Genomic DNA, 20,935 nt, shown 5'->3' with positions numbered 1-20,935 from the left:
ACACTCAATTTTCTTAAATTGCTTCATATTCTGCATTTAGTGTTGTAATCTAAAACATTGTACTCGTAGCAAAGATCTTTATGCATTTATAGTGATAAAATATAAGTCCTATAACTACTAATAACAAAATATAATCTAAATAAGCTATATAAGTAAAATATAATCTTTAAAACTTATATTTGTTTTTACAACTGAGGTTCAAGGTTTTGATTAATGAAAAAGTCTTATATGCTGTCATAACAGGGGATCTTGTACAGTCATCCCAATTAGAACACGAGACCAGAGAAGAAATGATTGCTTATCTTCGCGATTCGCTTATGTTCATAGAGGATCACTTACAACTTCACGATACTATTTTTCTTCCTTTTGATATATTCAGAGGAGATAGTTTTCAGGTAGTTCTTAGCAAGCCAGATCGTGCATTACTTGCTTCTGTACTCTTATCCCAAAGGCTTAGTCTGTTCAATGAAGGGTCAAAGGATTTTGCGGCAAGGTTATCAATTGGCATTGGAACAATTGAGTATATCCCTGACTCCGGTAACATAGGAGAGGCGGATGGCGTGGCTTTTCGACTTTCCGGAAAAGCGCTTGATACGATGAAGCAAAAAGGTCAAAATCTGCTAGTTACAACTCCAAATCCGGCTCTGAACCTGATGTTTGAGACTCAGTGCTCTTTTTTTGATCTCATAGCTGGCAGGTGGACAAATATCCAGAAAGAGATAATTCTGGAGAAACTCTCTGGTTCAACCCAGGAAGAGATAGCCTCAAGACACGGTAAATCTCAGTCAACGATTTCCCAGAGTCTGAAAGCTTCGGGTTTTGATGGAGTTAAGAAGTTCCTTTTTAACTATGAACACTTATTTGAATATGAGGATGTATTTGTAGAGAGTGATAAGTGATGGACCCGGGTCTTTTGAATATATCTCTGCTTGCAAAACTTATTCTTTCACACCTGCTTGCTGATTTTGTATTCCAGACCAGATCAATGGTAAATGACCGTTTTGAGAACAAATGGCGTTCAAAATGGCTTTATATACATGGTCTGACTGCCGGTTTACTTGCATATATCCTTTCAGGTGCCTTCATTTATGTCTGGCTTTTCATTGCCTACACGTTTTCTCATGTATTGATCGATGGTTTCAAATCAACCAGAAAAGATGATCTTAAATGGTTCACCCTGGATCAGGCAGCCCATTTGTTTACCATTCTTATAGTCTGGATCCTTATAGCAGGACTAATACCAATTATGAAAATCTTGCCTACTGTTCCGTTTGCAGGAACGAATCTCTGGATTCTGCTTGTTGCATACGTAATAACAATATGGCCCAGTGGTATTGTAATTGGTAAATTTACTGAAGCCTGGCAAAATGACAAAGATGGAAATGAAGGCACAGGTCTATCAAATGCCGGTCTGTGGATAGGTCGTCTTGAACGTTTCCTTCTCCTGACCTTTGTGTTGCTAGATCAGTATCAAGCTATCGGTTTGTTGGTTGCTGCAAAATCCATATTCAGGTTCACAACCGATAGGAAGGTGAGTGAATATATATTGATAGGCACTTTATTGAGTTTTGCAATTGCGGTTTTTGTGGGGATTATTACTAAATGGTTGCTTGATGTGGGATTTTAGATATGGTTTTTTGGCATTGTTAATTAAACATAGCTAGTTCTTTATTCCTATATTTCATCAAGAGCAAAACGGAGATTTTTAGCATTTCAAGACTTTTAGTATAACACTTTGACTTTCTCCTTAGTCTTGCCAGGAAATGCCTAAATATGCTGTTGTATCCTTCAACAGTATATGTTTCTGCTTTTGATCGAGTATGGATGTTTCTGGGGACTAACTTGGCATATGCCCTCCAATAATCCGTCATTACTTCCCCAACCTCTTTTGTCTTTAACTTTTTCCAGAGTTTTTGTCCTGTTTTTGTTCCTCTGCTGCCAAAAGAGCAATCGATGAATTTCTTCCCATATCTATCAACAGCAATCCATATCCAGCAGTAGTTTTTTTATTCCCAATATAAGTATGCATCTCGTCCAATTCCACAACAGAAATCTCATTTTCACTTTTTAGATCCTCTAATTCACTACCAAATTTTCGAATCCATTTTTGAACAGAAACATGACTAACGCCCAAAAAACGTCCAATTGAACGAAATCCCAACCCCTCCAGATAGAGTTGTAAAGCCTGTCGCTTAACAGATACGGGGCTAGCGGTGGATTTTATATCTACTGAATAGTTGTATCCACAATCATGGCATTTGTAGCGTTGTCGACCATCAATCCTACCGTTCTTCTTATGACTGGAACTCTTACACTTTGGACAATTCATATATAAAAAGAGGCCATCATATTATATAACGATGTTTAATTACCAAAGCCGGTTTTTTTTATGTAGGTTATATTCTATCAAAAGGTCTTAACCAAAAATCCCCAATTTTTCAATCAAAAAAACTATTATTTGGCCACATTGATTTTCTTATTAAAAAATAAGTTTATAGTGGTAATCCCAACCAGCTATAAACTCCAATCATTTTCAATCCCATGTATGCCATCACTACAATAAAGAGATTTTTAAGGTTCTTATGAGATAATTTGTGTGCAATTTTAGAGCCAATATATGCCATCGGTACGCTGGTACCTGCCAGAAGTACAAACTGAAGCATATTCACATAGCCCAGAGAATAAGCAGGTAAACCTGCAATATTCCAACCGTTATATACGTATGAAAGAATTCCACCAATGGCAATAAGAGCCATTACTGCCGTGGAGGTGCCTACTGCCTGATGCATTCGGAATTTCAATCCCATTACCATAATAGGGATCATTATAACTCCTCCACCAATACCTATTATTCCAGATACGAGTCCAAGGATAATTCCTGCAACTGCATATAATACAGGGGATTCGGTAATCTTTTCGTCTTTGTGTGGAGGTTTGGCTGTCAACATTCTTGCAGCTCCCAGAAGTATAACAAGTCCAAATGCGATCTTTAACACATCTCCGGGAAGATTGCTGGCAACATAAGCTCCTCCAATAGCACCACAGAATCCAAATGCTCCAAGATAAACTGCCTGTTTCCAGAGTACGGCTCCTTTTTTATTGTGCCCGTAAGCTCCACTAATTGCTGTTGGAAGAACTACAGCAAGATTTGTTCCAAAAGCAATACGTATTGCAATAGTAGGATCAACTCCCATTTGGCTCAAAACCCAAAACTGAATGGGAACCATAATAAAACACCCTCCTACACCCAAAATTCCAGCTGCTAGTCCAACAGCTAATCCTGTAATGAGTAGACTAATTATTAAAATTATTTCCATATATTGTTCCTTCTTTTTCTCGATTTATGCTAACCTCATCAAATAGTATTTCAGTATTATTTGAAATGCTCCATAAACATATAAAACTTTCTATTTCAATCGAATTTGAAATGTTATTGTGCAAACTAAACGAAAGTTCGATTTTCGGTCAAAATGTGACTGTAAAGTAGGTATTTGACCACAAACTCGGTTATTTCACTCTAAAGTAAGGTACTTTATGAGCAAGCTCATGATAAAAACTTTAAGTATAATTAAGTAGTACAAAGGATGCCGATGTACTACATTGGTAAAAAGGTGAAAATATGGATATAGCAACAACACTGAGGTATAAGGTCATAAACCTGAACCATTTCAGACGATGTACGATAAGCAGAATGAACTATCAGCTTTCTTCATACTGGAAAAAAGAAACACATATCCCTGCTTTCAATGTAAAACCCGTAAAAGCTTCCAGTTTAACAATATGATTCAATCCTCATGAAAAACGAACTGCCATCTCTTTAAAAAAAGGCTTACAGGTTTCCAATATTTGTAGAGTCTCAAGTCTATGTGGGTGCATTGCACCCCAACTTCTCCACACCTCCTTTTTTTATTTTAATGTTTTACTTAATGGTTTTAAGTTTTAGGCTTAAAACGCAAGATTTAAGCATGTTGTACACATACAAATCTACTAAAATATATTAAAATGTTATCAAATGGATTGATTTTCAGGCAATTGGCCAATCTTTTTAAAATTTGTTTGATATATATTCGTCAATATTTGTAATACATTTGTCAGGAGGTCAGTAAAATTACAGTCATTATGTCATTGGAAAATATATGCAGGAACAGAACAACGATTCTGGCCCAGCATGAAGGTAAGAATACACGTATAAATGTTAATACTACCTGTGAAAAGATAAAAAAATGGGGTAATGAGTTCAACCTTCCGAAAATTGATCTCATGGATAAGGATGTAGCTTTTGATTTGCTTAACAAAAAAAGGGAAATGTGTTCTATTTGCAGTAATTGCTATGTGCCTCCAACGGTGATGAGTGCTTACTGGATAGAGAATGAGAAGATCCCTAAAGATGTCGCACGTGGATACAAAGGTGTTGACATAAAATTCGAAGAGATCAAATGAATAGCGTTGAATGAATTATTTCAATTCTTGAAATGGAGGGTAAGTATATGGTCGTTACAATGTCAGTCGATTCTCTTTGTGGTTACAAGACCTACATAACAGCGGTCACTGAAGGCAGGAAGAGTCACATACATATTGAAACAGGGTGTGAGAAGTTGAAAAAGTGGGGTTGTGATTTCGATCTCCCCAATGCAGATCTGGCAACTCAGAATATTCCTTACTATGAACTGTTAATGAAGAGCATGAAGAACAAAATATGTGACAATTGTTATGTGCCTGCGACCGTAATGAATGCATACTGGGTAGAAACTGAAAATATCTCAAAGACTCTCGCAAGGAAAATAGAAAAAGTAGAGCTTACCATTGACAAGATAGAATGAGCTTTTTTAGCTCTCTTTTCTTACCTTTGAAATCTATAGTGCAATGCTTTTGAAGAATGGTTTATTGTGTCTGAGGCGCAAAAACGTAACTATTCAGCCTGGCACGATTTGCCTATTGGTACTGATTTCATCGAAATAGAGATGTCTGCTCACTAACAATCTAACAATCAAAAAAGCAATCAATAGCAACAATCAAAATAAATGATCCTAATGAAATTTACGTTTCAACTTTTTGTCAAGATTGTTATTGATAGCGTTTTTATCAGGCTGAATAGTTACCAAAAACTAACAATAATATAAGACATATATTCCTTCAAAGGATAATAATGGCAATTGGGAGAATGCCATTATGTGAGGGTCAGCTTGCAGGGAGAATTCTGGAAATATTTCTGGCTTATTTAGTTATAAATACTGATTACTGGCACAGTACTTTTGAGCTGTGCGTGGATTATTTGATTCCTGAACTGAGAAAATGACCAGAATAACATCTCCTGATATAAGAGTATAGGGTGTGGAATATGGGTCATTGTGAAACAGTAGGCAAAACTGGTAGAAATAGCAATAGACAAAAAGAAACTGAAAAGACTGCTAAGGGATATGTCAAAGGATCTGAATATGAAAATGGGCGCAGAGTTTACACAAACTCCATTGGGATGGAATTCGTGCTCATCCCTGCAGGTAAGTTCATAATGGGTTCGAAACAGGACGAAACCTCAAGACCGGTTCATGAAGTTACAATTTCAAAACAATTTTATATTGGAAAATATCCGGTAACACAAGAAGAATGGGTGTCAATAATGGGCAGTAATCCATCTTACTTTAAAGATCATGATGACCATCCGGTAGAACAGGTTTCATGGAATGATGCACAGGAGTTTGTTAAGAATCTGAACGCAAAAGAAGGTACTGATAAGTATCGCCTGCCATCTGAGGCCGAATGGGAGTTTGCCTGCAGGGCAGGTACGACAAGTAAATATCCTTTTGGAGACGATGAATCTGAACTGGAAGAGTATGGCTGGTATTTAGGAAACACGACCCATCCGGTAGGACAGAAGAAACCCAATCCCTGGGGATTGTATGACATGCATGGTAATGTTTGGGAATGGTGTCAGGACAAATGGCATTCAAATTATGAGGGTGCTCCTGCTGAGAATAGTGCCTGGGAAGGTGATGCCAGTTTCCTTCGTGTTGATCGGGGAGGTTGCTGGAGCAGTCTTTCCAGGTTCTGTAGGTCTTCACGTCGAAGTGGCTATATTCCCGACGACTGTTACGGGTTTACGGGATTCCGTGTTCTCATGGAACTGTAATAACTAAAATTTATGTTTTTCAAAACAATAGCATAAAGTAAAAATCATAATCTATTTTTTTAAGTCGGCAAGGTTCAGAGAGAAAAACATATATTCACGTTGTTAACAATACTGAATATTCTAGAGTATTCTTGCATTTTGTCAGTCCGGTTTAAACTAGGGACACTTACTTTACTGTAAAAACTAAACTATGAATTAGAAAAAAGGAGATTTGATATGGGATCTGTCGTACACGTAAACTCAAGCATCTGTGGTTTCATACATATAGTAAAAGGACAACTTGATGGGACAAATATTATCATAGATATTGAAACGCCCTGCCCAAAGGTAAAAGAAATGTCTCATATGGATGTTCCAATGATGGAAACTCTGTACATCAAAGATAACTATGTGATGGACAGAGCACAAGAAGCTCTTTGCTGTCCCGGATGTATCGTACCAACAGGTGTTATGCATGTCTGCAGGCTGGAGTCAGGGATGATCGCAAAGAGTCTTGCAAAGCAAGTAGAGACAATGACTATTGAGTTCAAGGAAGGCTAATATCCCGGCCTATTAATAATCAAGCTTTTTATTCGGGCTATAGGTAAAAGTACCTGTGTGTTTCATTTTTCATCTTTTTTTGTAACTATTCAGCCTGGCACGATTTGCCTATTGGTACTGATTTCATCGAAATAGAGATGTCTGCTCACTAACAATCTAACAATCAAAAAAGCAATCAATAGCAACAATCAAAATAAATGATCCTAATGAAATTTACGTTTCAACTTTTTGTCAAGATTGTTATTGATAGCGTTTTTATCAGGCTGAATAGTTACCTTTTTTTTATAGTATCTGCACTGTTTTAGACGCACTGATATTTATCTTATTTATTTCTCTAAGAATCTTGTTCAGAATCCATAGTGAATAGTATTATTAACTAATCAAACTAATAATTAAACAAGAAGGGGTTTAACTTTAAGAGGGGTTATATGAACTCAGAAACACCAGATAAGGATTATAAGGAAGATTCTGAAAGCTCATTGAGCAAGTTTCTTGACAGAAAAGAGGAATTTGAAAAGATAAGGGATAACAGTCCTGTTATTTCTTTTCTCTGGAAGGCAGAAGACAGTCCCGACGAAAAATGGCCTGTGGAATATGTTTCAGGTAACGTGGACCTTTTAGGTTACACAGCAGATGATTTTATTTCAGGCCGCATTCTTTATGCTGACATAGTTCATCCGGATGATCTGAAGGACTTGCAGAAAACTCTCACTAAACAATGCAAAGAGGGAGTTGATTTCTTTGACCACAAATACAGGATTATCTTAAAATCCGGTGAAGTGCGCTGGGTTAATGAACGAACCTATATACTGCGGGATAATTCAGGCAATGTTGCACACTACCAGGGTACTGTTTTAGATATAACTGGACAGAAAGAACAGGAATTTACCCTGCAGGATGCATTGAAGAAACTGAGACTTATGGAAGAGATCATCAATAATAGTTCTATTATGATTTTTCTGTGGAGGAACGAGCAGTTCTGGCCTGCAGATTATGCTTCCGAGAATGTTTCAAAACTTGGTTATTCGGCTGAGGATTTTGTGAAAGGTCGCATTGTGTACAGTGATCTTGTTCATCCAGATGACTATGAGATGGTTAAAGAAACACTTGCTAAACAATGTGAAAGTGGCAATGACTACTATAATCAGGAATATCGTTTAATAACAAGAAATAATGAGCTGTTGTGGGTAAAAGAGAGCACTTTTATTCTGAGGGACAGGGGTGGGAATGCAACTCATTTCCAGGGAATTGTTCAGGATATCACAAAGCAGAAAGAAAGTGAAATCGCTCTTCAGCAGGCACTTGAAAAACAGGAACAATTGCTAGAAAACAAGCAAGCTCTTGAAACGATTATCAATCATAGTCCAGTGATCGCCTTTTTGTGGAAAGCAGGTCCTGATGATGAAAATGAACTTTGGCCAGCTGAATTCGTTTCAGATAATATAAGCGTGTTTGGATACTCGGTTGACGATTTCCTCTCAGGAGCTATCCTTTATGGTGAAATAATCAATCCGAAGGACCTCCCTAGTGTCCAGATGGAACTTTCGGATGTTGCCAAAGAAGGTGGAAAAGTCTTTGTCAAGGAATACAGGATACGAACCCGGTCAGGAGATGAGAGGTGGGTGGAAGAGCAAACATTCATTCAGCGTAACGGCGAGGGAATTGTGACCCACTATCAGGGTGTTATCCAGGATATTACGGAACGAATGGGGAGGGATGAAAGGTAAGTATCGTAGAAGTATCGTAGAAAAACGTCATAGTAAATAGATAGAGAATTGCATCATAACAGAAATATGTTTTATTGATGTTTATTTTCTGAAAAGTTAATGTGAAGAGCAAATAAAGGGTAAAAAAGAAGGGTGAAACGGTATTGTAATCAAACAAGGAGGCTTTAATTCAAGTTATTAGTGCATAAGTTTGGCAGATATGTCAAACTTATATTTTTCATTTGAATGAGAATTTCTACGAAGCCAATGTTGTCAAAAAATTATAATCGTCTGTAACATTTATGTTTGCAGTACCTGTTTTTTTTTGCCAGGTTTTTTGAAAGCATGCCAACTCCATTTTGAACGCATACATTACAACTGCTGGGACAATACACATAGTACACCATGTATCTTTTGCCTGGTCCATGGCATAATTTTCCTTTCTATGAATTAATAGTAAAAGTATGAAGAACAACATTTGCGATAATTGTTATGTTCCGGCAACTTTGATGAGCACATACTGGGTCAAGAATGAGCAGATATGAAAAACCCTTGCAAAACAAATAGGAAAGGTATCGATCAATATTGAAAAGATCGAATGAGGTCTGCAGTTCTCTCCGATATGATTTTCATGTAGGGTACTAATGTTCTATAATTGAGCTTTGGGTTTTTGATTTACACTCATAAATGCGGAAAGTTTCTTCTGGAAAAGCTCAGCTCTCCGAGAATTCAATACTAATTGGACCTGCCTTCTTTGCAAGGCTCTTTGCGATCATTCCGGTCTCCAGCCTGCACACATTCAGAACACCGGCCGGGACAATACATCCGGGTGTGCACTGTGCTTCTTTTGCCCTTTCCATCACAAAGTTATCTTTGATATCCATAGTTTCCATAAAGGGAACTTCCATATGTGATATTTCCTTTATTTTCGCACATGGAGTTTCAATATCCACGATAATGTTTTTGCCGTCAAACTCTCCTTTAATCTTGTGTGTGAAACCACAGATCGCTGAATTTACATTAACAGTTGTTGTCATATAATGACCTCCAAATTTACTGTTTTTAATAGTAGTAATGTTTACTGAAATATCCATTTATGATTTTACTTATCTTCATCGCCACAACAACTGCAGGATACATTGCCTTTCAGGATTTCTTTCCAGTCACCTAACACATCATGTGTCCAGCAGTCATCGGCTCCTGCTGCTTCTCTCATTGTCAATGCAAGAATGTATGAAAGCTCCTTTACAGTAGCACCCGCTTCAAGAGCCCCTTTGAAGTGCTTTAAAACACATGGTTTGGACCTGGCTTTGATGGAAAGTGCAAAACAGAGGAACTGATATGTCTTTTCGTCGATGGGTCTTTTCTCGGCATAAAGCTCGTCGATCTCATCGAGTTTTTCTGTAAATTCGGGGAAAAATTCTTCAAGCATTCTCATGATCATGTCTCCACTGTTTTCTCAAGTTAACACTGTTAATCTAGCATTTGTAAATATGGCTCAATATCAGATACTTCAAATTATGTTGAAATACCTATATAAATCTAATTATCATTTGTCTTACTGTTAAAAATTTCATGCCCAATTCTTGTTTCAAACCTGTATCTTGAAGTATTTTCCGAATATCTTTGAGCTCTTTTCCGTAACAGCCATTGCAGCTCCAAGTAGTATAAAAAAGCAGCCTATTAACGTGTTAGCATGGATAGGTGTATGTACTACAGTAAAATCAAAAAAGATGCCGCTGACTGGTTCGAAAAGTGCAAGAATGCTTCCGGTCTGGGCTTTAATCTGGGCAATACCGCTGACATAGAGAAGTGCAGCCATGGCGGTGTTAACAATTCCGAATATTATCAGCATATTCAGGTTGTCTGTAAGCACGGGTCCTGAGACTTTGCTGGCAAATGGTAGTAGCAAAATGACACCTATAAGAGTATACCAGAAAAGCTGGGCAACGCTTGAGTAATCATCCTTGATGTACCGTATGTTAATAATTTCAATACCAAATGAAAGACCTGAAAGTATACCGGCAGTTATTCCTATGATGTAACCGTTGCCTGCTGTGAATCCGGTAGTTACACCGGTCATGTCAACAATGAACAGCAGCCCGATAAATGACATTGCCAATGCAAGCATACCTTTACGTGTTATTGTTTCCTTAAGTATCGGTGCTGACAGCAGCGTCACATACATTGGAGCAGTGTAGAGCAGAAGTATCGCTACCGAGAAACTGGTGTATCTGATACAGATGAAGTAGGTTAATAATGTAGTTGTGTTGATAATTCCAAGAAGCAAGAGATATCGCTTCTTCTTCCGTGGTATTATCTGGGACAACTTTCCAGTGATCAGCATAAACAACAATAGTGAAAACACACCAAAGAGCTGCTTGTAGAATATCATTGGGCCTGTAGGCACATCTTGCAGGTAATCAACGAATACGCCTAGCAGTCCGAAAAGGATCGAACCGGTAACAAGTTCAATGTGTGGTTTTTTTGATCCCGGGTTCATTGGATGGGAAATGGTGATATGGATTATATAGGATTTGGTGAGGTTGCGTGATTGTCTTCGTACGATTATCTAAATAGGCAGACTTGCATATTTGGTGAGCCTTCATTTAAACAAAAAACTATTAATTATTTTAAATCCTAAATTTATTCGGGGTTAAGCAATGGCAACTTTTGTTCATATAGATATACCAACAGACGATCTTGAGACAGCAAAGAAATTCTATTCCGATCTTTTTGGCTGGGAATTTGAAAAACCATTTCCTGAAATGGATTATTATCTCTTTAAAACAACTGGTTTGAATGGGGAAGAAGGTATCAGGGGAGGAATGGGTCTTCGGGGAGAACCTGATCAAAGAATTGCCAGTTATATTGGAGTTCCGTCTGTTAAAGAGTATGCGAAAAAGATAGAAAAGGCCGGAGGTAAGGTACTGAATCAAATGCCTGTACCAGGGTGGGGCTACCTTGCTATCTGTCTTGATACTGAAGGGAATGTTTTTGGTATATGGGAAGAAAACGAGAATGCAGAATGATAATGGAATTGCGGAAACAAATTTATAAAAACAGTATTTGTTGCAGGTTTTATCGTGCCTGTGCTATTCTTTTTTTAGGATTTGTTGTCGTTTTGTTTTTATTTCATAATATACTAGTTTAACTTCTAATTTCTCTGCCTGATGATTTATTGTCTACATCAATTCTATAAAAAATTGTTTTTTCTGTTTTTTAGACGTTACCTTTACATACTATACTTACTCTTAGATAACCACTAATATAGTGTATATACAATAATTATTTATTACAAGTTTATTCACCTGTAAACTAACACGCACCGTATAGAAAAACGTAAATTCTAGTAAAGGAGGCTCAATGCTAGATATAGATCCGACAGATATCCTTGTTAGATATAATGTCAAACTTGAGAGTGAACTGTCCTCTGATGAGGTGGCAAGAGAACTTTTCCCATCGGATATGCTACTAAGCAATATAGTTGAGGCTGTTTTTGAGGGTGATGAAGATGAGGTCATTGTTACTCTTGAAGAAGCAGTAAAAGTTGGAAAAGACCCCATATCCCTTATAGACGATGCCCTCATAGTGGGAATGGATATCGTATCCCAGTTATATGATGACGGACTCCTATTCCTTCCTGATGTGATAATTGCATCTCATGCCATGACCGACGGAATTGAATATTGCAAACAGATATCCGGAAAGACCCATGAATGTAAGGGAACGGTTGTATCTTATGTTGTGGAAGGAGATATCCATGACATTGGTAAAAAAATATTAACAGTGTTTTTAAAATCAAATGGATATGATGTCATCGATCTTGGAAGCGATGTACCTATTGATGAAGTAATACGTGCTGTATTAAAACACAAGCCTGTTATGCTTACTGGTACATCCTTGATGACAACAACCATGTATTCCTTTATGGAAGTTAATGACCGTTTACTTGAAAATGATATCCGAATACCATTTGTATGTGGTGGCGGGGCCGTAACTCAGGACTTTGTACAAAACTATGAACTGGGTATATATTGTGAACACGCTGCAATTGGTCCAAAGATTGCAGATTCAATAATCCAGAATAAAAGCATTGAAGAATTAAGGGAACAATTTCATGTACATTGACGTAATTACTGCATAAAAATCAAGGTATAGCAGGTGGCTCACATCCAAAGCCATATCCCTCTTGTGTAGATTGGATTGAAGGAAGTATAAAATTCAGATGAGAGCCAAATATTAATCTGCATCCTCCATGTATTTAACATCTTCTTTTTTGTCAGGTATAAACAAAAGTATGAAAAATTAGTTTTGATTCTAACTAGTTATAGATAAGTGCTTTTGCCTAAAACATGTAAACGAATCTGAAATAAAAATAATGGCGTAAGGATACAATATCATTGAAATGGAGGTCATATTATCAGTTCTGAAAATCTCATGGAAACTAAACAATTGTCTTGCCTGAGGGACACAGAACTTATGGGTATTGGCCCTGTTTTTTCATTTCTCTGGAGCAATGAAGGTAATAGGTCGGTAATATCGGTTTCAGATAATATTTCTCTTTTAGGTTATTCAGCCGAAGATTTTAGTTCAGGGAAAATAAATTACTCAGATATCATCCATTTGCATGATGTTAATAAATTAAATGAGAGTTTTGATCAATTCAGAAATGATCAAAAACAATCATATTTTTCAACAGGATACAGGATGCTGGCCAGGGATGGTAGGACATGTGAAGTAATTGAAAAGACCTTTGAGATCTTGCAGGATGGAAGTAGTTTTCTTCATGGACTTGTATTTGTAACGGGAAGTCTGGGGCCTGATTACAGCACTGTAGATAATAATAAAAGTTATCGCCAAAAGATGGTTGATACCATACCAAATCCTCTTTTGATACTCGACAACACATTCCATGTTCTTACTGCTAACAAGTATTTTTATGATTTTTTCAAATTATATCCGGAAAAAACAGAAGGCAGATTCTTTTTCGATATTTGCGGGCGAAATTGGGACAGGCCTCTACTGAAATCGTTCCTTGAAAAATTGCTGGTGGATAATATTTTCTTCGATAATCTGGAACTGGATTGTAATGTAGAAGGCCTTGGTAGCAGGACAATGCACTTTAGTGCAAGACCACTTGAAATTGGAATCTATAATGATACACATATTCTTCTTTCAATAGAAGATATTACAGTTCAGAGAATGGCTGAAACGGAACTCAAGGTATCTGAAGAAAAGTATTCTACACTTGTGGAGAAAGGAAATGATGGCATAATAATCATTCAGGATGGGGTGCTAAGTTTTGCAAACTCCAAATTTTGCCAGATGTCAGATCGCACCGAAACAGAGCTTTCAGGTAGGGATTTCCTGTCTCATGTTCCTCTGGAATATCATCGCATGATCACGAAGCGATTTAAAAAAGTCATGAAGAATAAATGCGGTATTATGAGGAATGATGAGGTCGAATTCTTAAAAAGAGATGGCAGTGTCTTTCCTGCTGAGATAAGCCTTTCCTATATGCTGCATGAACGGCGACCATCTGTAATGATGGCTGTCAGGGATATTTCGGTAAGAAAGCGTGCTGAATCTGAGTTAAAAGCATCTGAAGAGAAGTATTCCACACTTGTAGAGAAGGGAAACGACGGTATAATTATTCTTCAGGATGATACGTTTAAATTCATAAATGCAAAATTTTCAGAATTAATAGGGTATTCCAGAGAAGAATTGTTTGAAAGAACTTTCATGGACAATTTACCAGTCGAGTATCAGCGGATGGTCTACAAACGTATCAAAAAAGTCCTGAAAGATATGCATAGCATTCGTCGAAATAATGAAGTAGAATTCCTTAAAAAGGATGGTACTACTTTTCCGGCTGAAATAAGCTTGTCTTTCATTATGCATGAAGGAAAACCTTCTGTAATGATGGACATCAGGGACATATCGGAAAGAAAACTTGCTGAAGCAGAAATTAAAGCTTCCGAGAAGAAATATTCCACACTTGTTGAAGAAGGCAATGATGGTATTATAGTTGTGCAGGATAATGTCCTCGTATTTGCCAATATGAAGTTTTGTGAGATTACCGGTTTTTCAAGGACTGAAATAGTTCACAGACAATTTGAAGATTTCTTAGTACTAGAGTACAAGCGTCTTGTTATGAACAAGTTTAAGAGAAGTCTTGAAAAAAATCGTAAGGCAACTCTGAAGTATGATATCGAGTTGATCTCAAAGACAGGTAAAAGCACTCCTGCAGAAATTAACTCATCTATAATAGACCATGAAGGCAAACCTGCTATAATGGCTATCATCAGGGATATTACTAATCAAAAAGAAAAAGAAAGGGAACTTCTTGAGTTAATTGAGGTTCAGAAAGTTCTGGAAACAGTTATCAAAAGCAGTCCGGCGGTCGTATTTTTCTGGCGACCCGATGAGGAATGGAAAGTGGAATTTGTTTCGGAAAATATTTCCCAGTTTGGCTATGAAGCTAATGCGCTTATGTCAGGAAAAGTACTTTACGGTGATATTGTCCATCCATCAGATATGGAGAGACTCACAATGGAGTACGATATTTTATCCGGTGAGGACAACCTGTCCTTTGAGTATCGCATACTTACAAAGTCAGGTGAGGTCAGGTGGGTGGATGAGAGATCGCTTATAAAGCGTGATGCTGAAGGAAATCTACAGTATATACAGGGTATTTTGGTAGATATAACTGAGCGCAAGAACGTGAATAATTTCATGCAGCTCGGTTCGGATGTGGGTATGCTTTTCAATCCATTGGGTGATGTAGGCGACATGTTCTCTCAGCTTGTAGAGTTCACTACTCAAATGGATAATCTGGATTGTGGTGCACTGTATCTGGTTGATGAAACCACTGGGGACATGAATATAGTAGCTCATAGCGGTCTGTCTTCAGAGTTTTTAAAAAGCACACGGCACTATAGTGGTAAGTCCATTCATGCCAAGCTTTTCAAAACTGAATATCCATTGTATACAAGATTCTATGAACTGACTTCCATGATTCCAGGGGACAAATTAAGCTATGAAGGTCTTGAAGCTACTGCCCTTATTCCTATCAGATACGGTATGGAGCTAGTAGCTATATTGATGCTTTCGTCACATGGTACATATGGGGTTCCGTTTGAGGTCCGTGATTCTCTTGAAACAATTGCTTCTCAGATAGGTCCTGTAATAGGTCGTATGCGTGAGCATTCGGATGACCAGAGGGATATCAGGAACCTGCAAGTTATTTTTGATTCAATGACCGATCTGGTTTTTATGCTGGATAACGATGGTTGTATACTTTACGCGAATCCTTATTCATGCGAACGACTCGAATATTCAATGAATGAACTCACAGGTATGAATTTGCTTAATCTTTACCCTCAGAAGAGATTTCTTGAAGCAGCGGCAGAATTGAAAGACATTCTCAGTGGTGAGGCACATGTATGTGAGATACCATTTGAATCTTCTTCGCAAGAGGTTATACCTGTTGAGATGCGCTGTTCAATGGGGCAACTTGATGCAAGTCCTATAACGATATGTGTCTCCAGAGAAAATCTTTGATTTTTTTCGTTTAAAAATATGTATATTTTTTTTATCTATATGTATCAATTATAGTTTATATAAAATAATGTGTAATGTATATGTAGTAATTATTCTAATTTTTTCATTTTTAGTTGTAAAATAACCAATTTAAACAACTACTGTCTTTGTTTATTTGTCTAATTTATAAATAAAAAAAGTAAATACTACTTAAATATTATGCTCATGTCCATGACGATTTATGTCTATAAATTTAAATATATTCGTTATATGAATCAGTAGAGCTCTTATTTTCTAAATGATATACTCTTTTGTAGGATATCTATAATCCATAAGACATTTCTTTTTATATTATTAATCTCGAAATTTCCGATTAATTATGGTATATAAAGGTTTACTAGCCACTTGTAGACTTTGTATTTCAAAAAAACGAATGATTGAGTTAATGGGCATCAGTAGTCCGTTTTTATTAGTATTATTTAATTTTTAAAATGATTCCAAATAGATATGCTTATATATTTGTTTTCGACATGAGAAACCTTTATATGTGATGGTAAAAGTGCATGATTGAGGTTCAAGAGAACCTTTTTGTGTAGATTGGATTGAGCTTGACCCAAGCTCAATTAACTAGACTAATAATTGAAGGAGGTATAGAATGCTTGTAGTAGACAAAGAAGGCATCCTGGTCAGGTATAACGTCAAAATGGAAAAATCAATGACACCTGAGGACGCAGCAGTGGAACTGTATCCGCAGGATGAGCTTATTCGTCCAATCGCAGCAGCAATTTTCGAAGGTGAAGAAGATGACGTTATAGAAGGACTGGAAGCAGCAATTTCAGCAGGAAGAGATCCAATTTCTCTTATTGACGATGCTCTTATGGTCGGTATGAAAGTTGTCACAAGCCTCTATGACAAGGGTATCATCTTTCTTCCAAATGTTATGATGTCAGCAGATGCTATGCTGGAAGGTATCGATTTCTGTAAAGAACAGGGTGGAGAAGTACCAAAACCAAAGGGAAAAGTTGTTGTTCATGTTGCTGAAGGTGACGTTCACGATATAGGAAAGTCCATTGTTGCAGCACTGTTCAGGGCAAACGGGTACGATGTAGTTGACCTTGGCCGTGATGTACCGGTTGATGAAGTTATAACAGCTGTAAAGGCAGAAAGTCCGGTGATGCTTACCGGAACAGCACTTATGACAACCACAATGTACGCATTCAAAGAAGTAAACGACAGGCTTATGGAAGCAGGACTTAGTCTCCCTTTCCAGTGTGGTGGCGGAGCAGTGAACCAGGACTTCGTATCGACTTATGCACTCGGTGTATATGGTGAAGAGGCTGCAGATGCACCAAAGATGGCAGATGCAATTCTTGAAGGAAAGAATCTCGAATCACTGAAAGCGGAGTTTCACAAGCACTAAGAGGTGACAAGAATGGCAGTGAACAGATTCACAACAATGGCTTATGCAGAAGCTGACGAAATGGTCTTCGGTAAAGCAAAGAAACCTGTAAAAGCAGGACTTGAGCTTGAGATCGGTGCGGGCTATACAACTGCAGAAGTTAATTATGCTCCAAGACCTGAAGCCGGGGAGACAAAGGAAAAGCTTGTAAATGAATACCAAAGGATTACAAAAGACATCATGGCAAGAATGGTCCAGGTCGGGTTCCCATCCGTAGTACTTGAAACAGAGCACGTACAACAGATGACCAACAACCCAACATGGGGAGGAGAAGTTGCACACGCACAGAAGACCATCATGGAAGAATACCATGAAGAGTACGGCATCAAATGTGCACTCAGACATACACCTGGTGACATCAGGGAAAACAAGGATTTCCTCGACCTAAGAGGTGACAAGCAGGCTGTTGTACTTGAGTCATTTGAAGCTGTTGCAGAAGGTGGCGCAGATCTCTTGTCTATCGAGTCAATGGGTGGAAAAGAAATTTTCGACTACGCAGTACTCAGGAATGACACTGCAGGTATGCTTTGCGCAATAGGTTGCCTTGGCACCATGGATATGGAATACCTATGGCAGGATATTGCAAAGGTTGCACAAACAAAGGGCGTAGTCGCAGCTGGTGACACTGACTGTGCACAGGCAAACACTGCAATGTTCATTGCTGGCGGTCTTCTTGACAAGAACCTTGCACACACCCTTGCAATCATCGCAAGGACCATAGCAGCGTCAAGGTCACTCGCAGCATACGAGTCCGGCGCAGTTGGTCCGGGCAAAGATTGTGGATACGAGAACATCATAATCAAAGCCATCTCCGGTATGCCAATGTCTTTCGAAGGTAAGACTTCAACCTGTGCTCACTCAGATGTTATGGGTAATCTCATCATGCAGTGCTGTGACCTGTGGTCAAATGAATCTGTAGAATATCACGGTGAATTTGGCGGTACAACCGTACAGTGCTGGTCTGAGTCGCTCAACTATGACTGTGCACTCATGAACACTGCACTAAAGTCAGGCAACGAGAAGATTCTCAGAGATCTCCTCATGGCTTCTGACAGGTTCAGAGATCCACAGTCCTATATCCTTGCATACGACAACGCATACAGGATAGGAGAGGCGATCGTAAAGGACGGAAGTGACATTTATCTCCGTGCAAAGAATGCTGCAGTAGAATGCTGCAAGCTTCTGAATAACTCAGAAGGTCTCGATATGACAAAGTTCGAACTCGGTGCTCTCGAAAAAGCAACCGTAGAACTGGATTCGCTCACCTCAGAATCCGAGACATTCATGAATGAATGCATGGAGAAATACAAAGCAGAAGTCTCTGTGTTCAAACCAGAGAACTATGCACTCTAAGTGTAGTACCAAGAAGTTTTCTTCGGAAAACTAACGGAAATAGGGAAGTTTGCTTAATACAAATTTTCCCTATTCCAAATTTATAATCACAATTATCAATTCACACTTAACTCCACAATAAAAATCATAGGCTTTACAGAAAAAACGGGTCACAACGCCATCAATTCTACCTCCAACCTCCACAACCTTCACTATTATGGCATGTGTATCAAAACTTCCCCTGTAAAGCCTTTGACACTTTCACTGTTCTATGTTTCTGATTTTTCTGTTCTGAACATTTTCACCATACTTGGCATTTCGGAATATAAGCTGAAGTCATAGCTTTTGTATGCATAAAGATGATAGTCCAATTAAAAGCGAGCAAGAGATATACAATAGAATTAACCAATATCGAAAGAGCCTGAGAACAGCGGCATTAACCTCAATGATGCATACTCCTTTATTGAAACCCAATCAAGTGAGTTGCATCTTGGTATAGTGTTTAAAAATATCATACTTGGAAATGCCTGCTCATGGGGAGCATATGACACAGCATGTCAGCTTTTTGAGAATAATATGCAATCTTTCCGACAATTTTAGGTATTCAATATGTGATAATGAAATGGTGACATGGTTGGTGACAACTTCGTTCAGATGATGCTGATTTTAATATTATTTCAACTCATTTAATATCGATAATTGGCGATAGGTGACACTATTCGAATGAATTAAGTTTATGCTGTCAACATCGTTCACACTATCACCTAGGATTTCTACAAAACCAGCATTTATAGTTTGATATGGGCTCAAAAACTAATATGTTACTTGTTTCTCTCCTTCAAGGATAATCATTTGACTGAAAGGTTCAGGCAGAAAATTCCCTTGAAGCTGCGTTTGGCAATTTAAGAGAAGTGAAAAAGCAATTACATCATTACATAAGCCGGCAGGCCAATCAAAAACTTTAGATAATCCTCTTATAATGGCGATTTTTGGGCATTACTTACAGCAAAAAAATCACATACGTTTCGCTCATTTTGCGGGCAACTCAAAGAATGATCTTTAAGCTAAGATTTCATTAATTTTGATTAAATATTGTGTTAACAATTTGTATAAATCTATCTTTGAGATAAATCAATCAAGGAATAAATTCCCTACTATATGTATAGTGAGAACGGAAGCGTTCAATCTGTGATTGTAGGCTGGAGTTGGAACGGTAAGCACCCTTATGGGTGTGAGGGCGAAGGTAGCGACCCCCTTCTTAGCCCTGAAACAGTTTGCTATAAGTGACTTTCATATTTTCCATCACGTGAAACACCATGTGCACTTATATTATTTCTACTGGATTTTTAGGGCTAACTGATCAGTTTGAGACAAGTTCCTGATGTTTGCCACTTTCTTATTGATTTATCCTGCAGCTATTTATTATTGAATCTACTTATCGTCCCTCGGTTTTACTAGTTTATGTAGATGCTTTTTCTACTGCACGTGATTTACATATGAGAATTATAGAAAACATGTATACGTGAAAGAGATTTCAAGAGTGATTCTTTGCTTAACTTGATAACATCTTTGCATTAAACTAAGTTTTTATAATGATATTTTTTTGGTTTGTGTTCTTTTCGAACTTATCCGGTGCTCGAACACAATTAATCTCGAGGATTTGCTCAGATGTCCACAGAGAGAAGATATTGTGGAATAGATGTGAGTCTACCATTTAGATGGAGTCGATTGAAATAGCCTCTTCATTGAATATTTTTATAATGTCCCTTAATCTAAAGAAATTGTTAGCTTATTTGCAGCAATACACGTTTATACTTAATTTTTAAGAGTTGCTACTATTAATGAGGAATGTAAGTGTTATTTAGAATTGCAAGGTATATTGCAACTACATTCACATGCTTTTAACGTATGTGTTTTTTGAATTAATACCTTTAAGCTATTTGATTTTGAAAAAGAAATGGACGATAAGGTTATTAATTGCCTATCAATCAAAAATCTGCATACTTTGAGTTCATAATAAAAGAAAATGTATTGTCTTGACGTATGGCACTTCTATTAATGTAGATACATTCTACGTACAAACTTTTTGCTTGTTTGCTACAAATGTGTTAAGATTTAGTTGCAAATTAGTGCTAGATTCACTTAAATAGTATTTAAAAAAATTATATTTATAAGAAATTTCATATTGTTACAGGAATATTATCTCATTTACTGTAAGAGCATAAC

General features: G+C 37.5%; 19 protein-coding genes. 14 read left to right on the top strand and 5 right to left on the bottom strand.

All coding sequences use genetic code 11. The annotated features are described in order from the left end of the window. Positions 1–206 precede the first annotated feature (206 nt). Together V7O67_RS10325 and V7O67_RS10320 are read left to right on the top strand one after the other, a co-directional pair. Entirely contained in the window at positions 207–899 is a 693-nt protein-coding gene (locus tag V7O67_RS10325) for a SatD family protein (RefSeq protein ID WP_342304909.1), read from the top strand. Beyond that, complete coding sequence (locus tag V7O67_RS10320) at positions 899–1,627, top strand: DUF3307 domain-containing protein (RefSeq protein WP_342304911.1); 729 nt, start codon at positions 899–901, stop codon at positions 1,625–1,627. The genes V7O67_RS10325 and V7O67_RS10320 overlap by 1 nt, the downstream gene beginning before the upstream one ends. Before the next feature lie 19 nt (positions 1,628–1,646). On the opposite strand, the gene V7O67_RS10315 is transcribed toward V7O67_RS10320, so the two are convergent. Continuing rightward, positions 1,647–2,329, bottom strand: a protein-coding gene (locus V7O67_RS10315; protein WP_342303728.1) for an IS1 family transposase whose coding sequence is annotated in 2 segments (ribosomal slippage) — positions 1,647–2,000 and positions 2,003–2,329 — 681 coding nt in all. Because the reading frame shifts where the segments join, the coding sequence is not laid out codon by codon here. Positions 2,330–2,492: 163 nt separating this feature from the next. Continuing rightward, the gene (locus tag V7O67_RS10310; protein WP_342304912.1) at positions 2,493–3,317 is read right to left on the bottom strand and encodes a sulfite exporter TauE/SafE family protein; all 825 of its coding nucleotides are present in this window, start codon (positions 3,315–3,317) and stop codon (positions 2,493–2,495) included. A gap of 302 nt (positions 3,318–3,619) precedes the next feature. Here V7O67_RS10310 and V7O67_RS10305 point away from each other — a divergent pair, with 302 nt between their 5' ends. The 7 genes from V7O67_RS10305 to V7O67_RS10275 all read left to right on the top strand — a co-directional run bounded on the left by V7O67_RS10305 (position 3,620) and on the right by V7O67_RS10275 (position 8,394). Continuing rightward, positions 3,620–3,784: a hypothetical protein gene (locus V7O67_RS10305; protein WP_342304913.1), complete on the top strand. Its 165-nt coding sequence runs from the start codon at positions 3,620–3,622 to the stop codon at positions 3,782–3,784. A 335-nt stretch (positions 3,785–4,119) separates the two neighbouring features. Further along, on the top strand, positions 4,120–4,440 hold the full coding sequence (locus tag V7O67_RS10300) for a DUF6951 family protein (RefSeq protein ID WP_342304914.1): 321 nt from the start codon (positions 4,120–4,122) through the stop codon (positions 4,438–4,440). Positions 4,441–4,487: 47 nt separating this feature from the next. Next, positions 4,488–4,820 carry a DUF6951 family protein gene (locus V7O67_RS10295; RefSeq protein ID WP_319507667.1) on the top strand — a complete coding sequence of 111 codons (333 nt, stop codon included), beginning with the start codon at positions 4,488–4,490 and terminating at the stop codon, positions 4,818–4,820. Positions 4,821–5,146: 326 nt separating this feature from the next. Further along, complete coding sequence (locus V7O67_RS10290) at positions 5,147–5,296, top strand: hypothetical protein (protein ID WP_406669981.1); 150 nt, start codon at positions 5,147–5,149, stop codon at positions 5,294–5,296. Positions 5,297–5,338: 42 nt separating this feature from the next. Then, a complete protein-coding gene (locus V7O67_RS10285; protein WP_342304915.1) occupies positions 5,339–6,127 on the top strand; it encodes a formylglycine-generating enzyme family protein in 789 nt (262 codons plus the stop codon). A gap of 216 nt (positions 6,128–6,343) precedes the next feature. Further along, positions 6,344–6,667 (top strand): DUF6951 family protein, encoded by a 324-nt coding sequence (locus V7O67_RS10280; protein ID WP_319507666.1) that lies wholly within the window; start codon positions 6,344–6,346, stop codon positions 6,665–6,667. A 428-nt stretch (positions 6,668–7,095) separates the two neighbouring features. After that, entirely contained in the window at positions 7,096–8,394 is a 1,299-nt protein-coding gene (locus tag V7O67_RS10275) for a PAS domain-containing protein (RefSeq protein WP_342304916.1), read from the top strand. A gap of 692 nt (positions 8,395–9,086) precedes the next feature. Here the strand turns inward: V7O67_RS10275 and V7O67_RS10270 are convergent. From V7O67_RS10270 to V7O67_RS10260, 3 genes are all read right to left on the bottom strand, one after another. Continuing rightward, positions 9,087–9,410, bottom strand: a complete 324-nt coding sequence (locus tag V7O67_RS10270) for a DUF6951 family protein (RefSeq protein WP_406669980.1) — start codon at positions 9,408–9,410, stop codon at positions 9,087–9,089. 65 nt (positions 9,411–9,475) lie between these two features. Beyond that, a complete protein-coding gene (locus V7O67_RS10265; RefSeq protein WP_406669979.1) occupies positions 9,476–9,811 on the bottom strand; it encodes a carboxymuconolactone decarboxylase family protein in 336 nt (111 codons plus the stop codon). A gap of 153 nt (positions 9,812–9,964) precedes the next feature. Then, complete coding sequence (locus tag V7O67_RS10260) at positions 9,965–10,876, bottom strand: DMT family transporter (RefSeq protein ID WP_406669978.1); 912 nt, start codon at positions 10,874–10,876, stop codon at positions 9,965–9,967. A gap of 160 nt (positions 10,877–11,036) precedes the next feature. Here V7O67_RS10260 and V7O67_RS10255 point away from each other — a divergent pair, with 160 nt between their 5' ends. From V7O67_RS10255 to mtaB, 5 genes are all read left to right on the top strand, one after another. Then, entirely contained in the window at positions 11,037–11,405 is a 369-nt protein-coding gene (locus V7O67_RS10255; protein WP_342304921.1) for a VOC family protein, read from the top strand. A gap of 334 nt (positions 11,406–11,739) precedes the next feature. Further along, positions 11,740–12,504, top strand: coding sequence for a methanol--corrinoid protein MtaC (gene mtaC / locus V7O67_RS10250; RefSeq protein WP_342304922.1), 765 nt, complete (start codon positions 11,740–11,742; stop codon positions 12,502–12,504). Between the two features lie 324 nt (positions 12,505–12,828). Beyond that, entirely contained in the window at positions 12,829–15,939 is a 3,111-nt protein-coding gene (locus V7O67_RS10245) for a PAS domain S-box protein (RefSeq protein WP_406669977.1), read from the top strand. 634 nt (positions 15,940–16,573) lie between these two features. Then, a complete protein-coding gene (gene mtaC, locus V7O67_RS10240; protein WP_406657428.1) occupies positions 16,574–17,338 on the top strand; it encodes a methanol--corrinoid protein MtaC in 765 nt (254 codons plus the stop codon). 12 nt (positions 17,339–17,350) lie between these two features. Then, the gene (gene mtaB / locus V7O67_RS10235; RefSeq protein ID WP_406657427.1) at positions 17,351–18,730 is read left to right on the top strand and encodes a methanol--corrinoid protein co-methyltransferase MtaB; all 1,380 of its coding nucleotides are present in this window, start codon (positions 17,351–17,353) and stop codon (positions 18,728–18,730) included. Positions 18,731–20,935 lie beyond the last annotated feature (2,205 nt).

The organism is Methanolobus sp. ZRKC4 (assembly GCF_045291305.1).
Lineage (GTDB): Archaea > Halobacteriota > Methanosarcinia > Methanosarcinales > Methanosarcinaceae > Methanolobus.
The sequence above is the reverse complement of the archived record's forward strand: the minus strand, read 5'-3'. Positions and strand labels throughout refer to the sequence as shown.

What these genes read in the sequence shown, in the direction of transcription:
- V7O67_RS10270 (WP_406669980.1), bottom strand. Translation starts at nt 9,410, where the DNA reads ATGACAACAACTGTTAATGTAAATTCAGCGATCTGTGGTTTCACACAC.
- V7O67_RS10280 (WP_319507666.1), top strand. Translation starts at nt 6,344, where the DNA reads ATGGGATCTGTCGTACACGTAAACTCAAGCATCTGTGGTTTCATACAT.
- mtaC (WP_342304922.1), top strand. Translation starts at nt 11,740, where the DNA reads ATGCTAGATATAGATCCGACAGATATCCTTGTTAGATATAATGTCAAA.
- V7O67_RS10260 (WP_406669978.1), bottom strand. Translation starts at nt 10,876, where the DNA reads ATGAACCCGGGATCAAAAAAACCACACATTGAACTTGTTACCGGTTCG.
- V7O67_RS10290 (WP_406669981.1), top strand. Translation starts at nt 5,147, where the DNA reads ATGGCAATTGGGAGAATGCCATTATGTGAGGGTCAGCTTGCAGGGAGA.
- V7O67_RS10320 (WP_342304911.1), top strand. Translation starts at nt 899, where the DNA reads ATGGACCCGGGTCTTTTGAATATATCTCTGCTTGCAAAACTTATTCTT.
- V7O67_RS10295 (WP_319507667.1), top strand. Translation starts at nt 4,488, where the DNA reads ATGGTCGTTACAATGTCAGTCGATTCTCTTTGTGGTTACAAGACCTAC.
- V7O67_RS10300 (WP_342304914.1), top strand. Translation starts at nt 4,120, where the DNA reads ATGTCATTGGAAAATATATGCAGGAACAGAACAACGATTCTGGCCCAG.
- V7O67_RS10310 (WP_342304912.1), bottom strand. Translation starts at nt 3,317, where the DNA reads ATGGAAATAATTTTAATAATTAGTCTACTCATTACAGGATTAGCTGTT.
- mtaC (WP_406657428.1), top strand. Translation starts at nt 16,574, where the DNA reads ATGCTTGTAGTAGACAAAGAAGGCATCCTGGTCAGGTATAACGTCAAA.
- V7O67_RS10285 (WP_342304915.1), top strand. Translation starts at nt 5,339, where the DNA reads ATGGGTCATTGTGAAACAGTAGGCAAAACTGGTAGAAATAGCAATAGA.
- V7O67_RS10275 (WP_342304916.1), top strand. Translation starts at nt 7,096, where the DNA reads ATGAACTCAGAAACACCAGATAAGGATTATAAGGAAGATTCTGAAAGC.
- mtaB (WP_406657427.1), top strand. Translation starts at nt 17,351, where the DNA reads ATGGCAGTGAACAGATTCACAACAATGGCTTATGCAGAAGCTGACGAA.
- V7O67_RS10265 (WP_406669979.1), bottom strand. Translation starts at nt 9,811, where the DNA reads ATGAGAATGCTTGAAGAATTTTTCCCCGAATTTACAGAAAAACTCGAT.
- V7O67_RS10305 (WP_342304913.1), top strand. Translation starts at nt 3,620, where the DNA reads ATGGATATAGCAACAACACTGAGGTATAAGGTCATAAACCTGAACCAT.
- V7O67_RS10255 (WP_342304921.1), top strand. Translation starts at nt 11,037, where the DNA reads ATGGCAACTTTTGTTCATATAGATATACCAACAGACGATCTTGAGACA.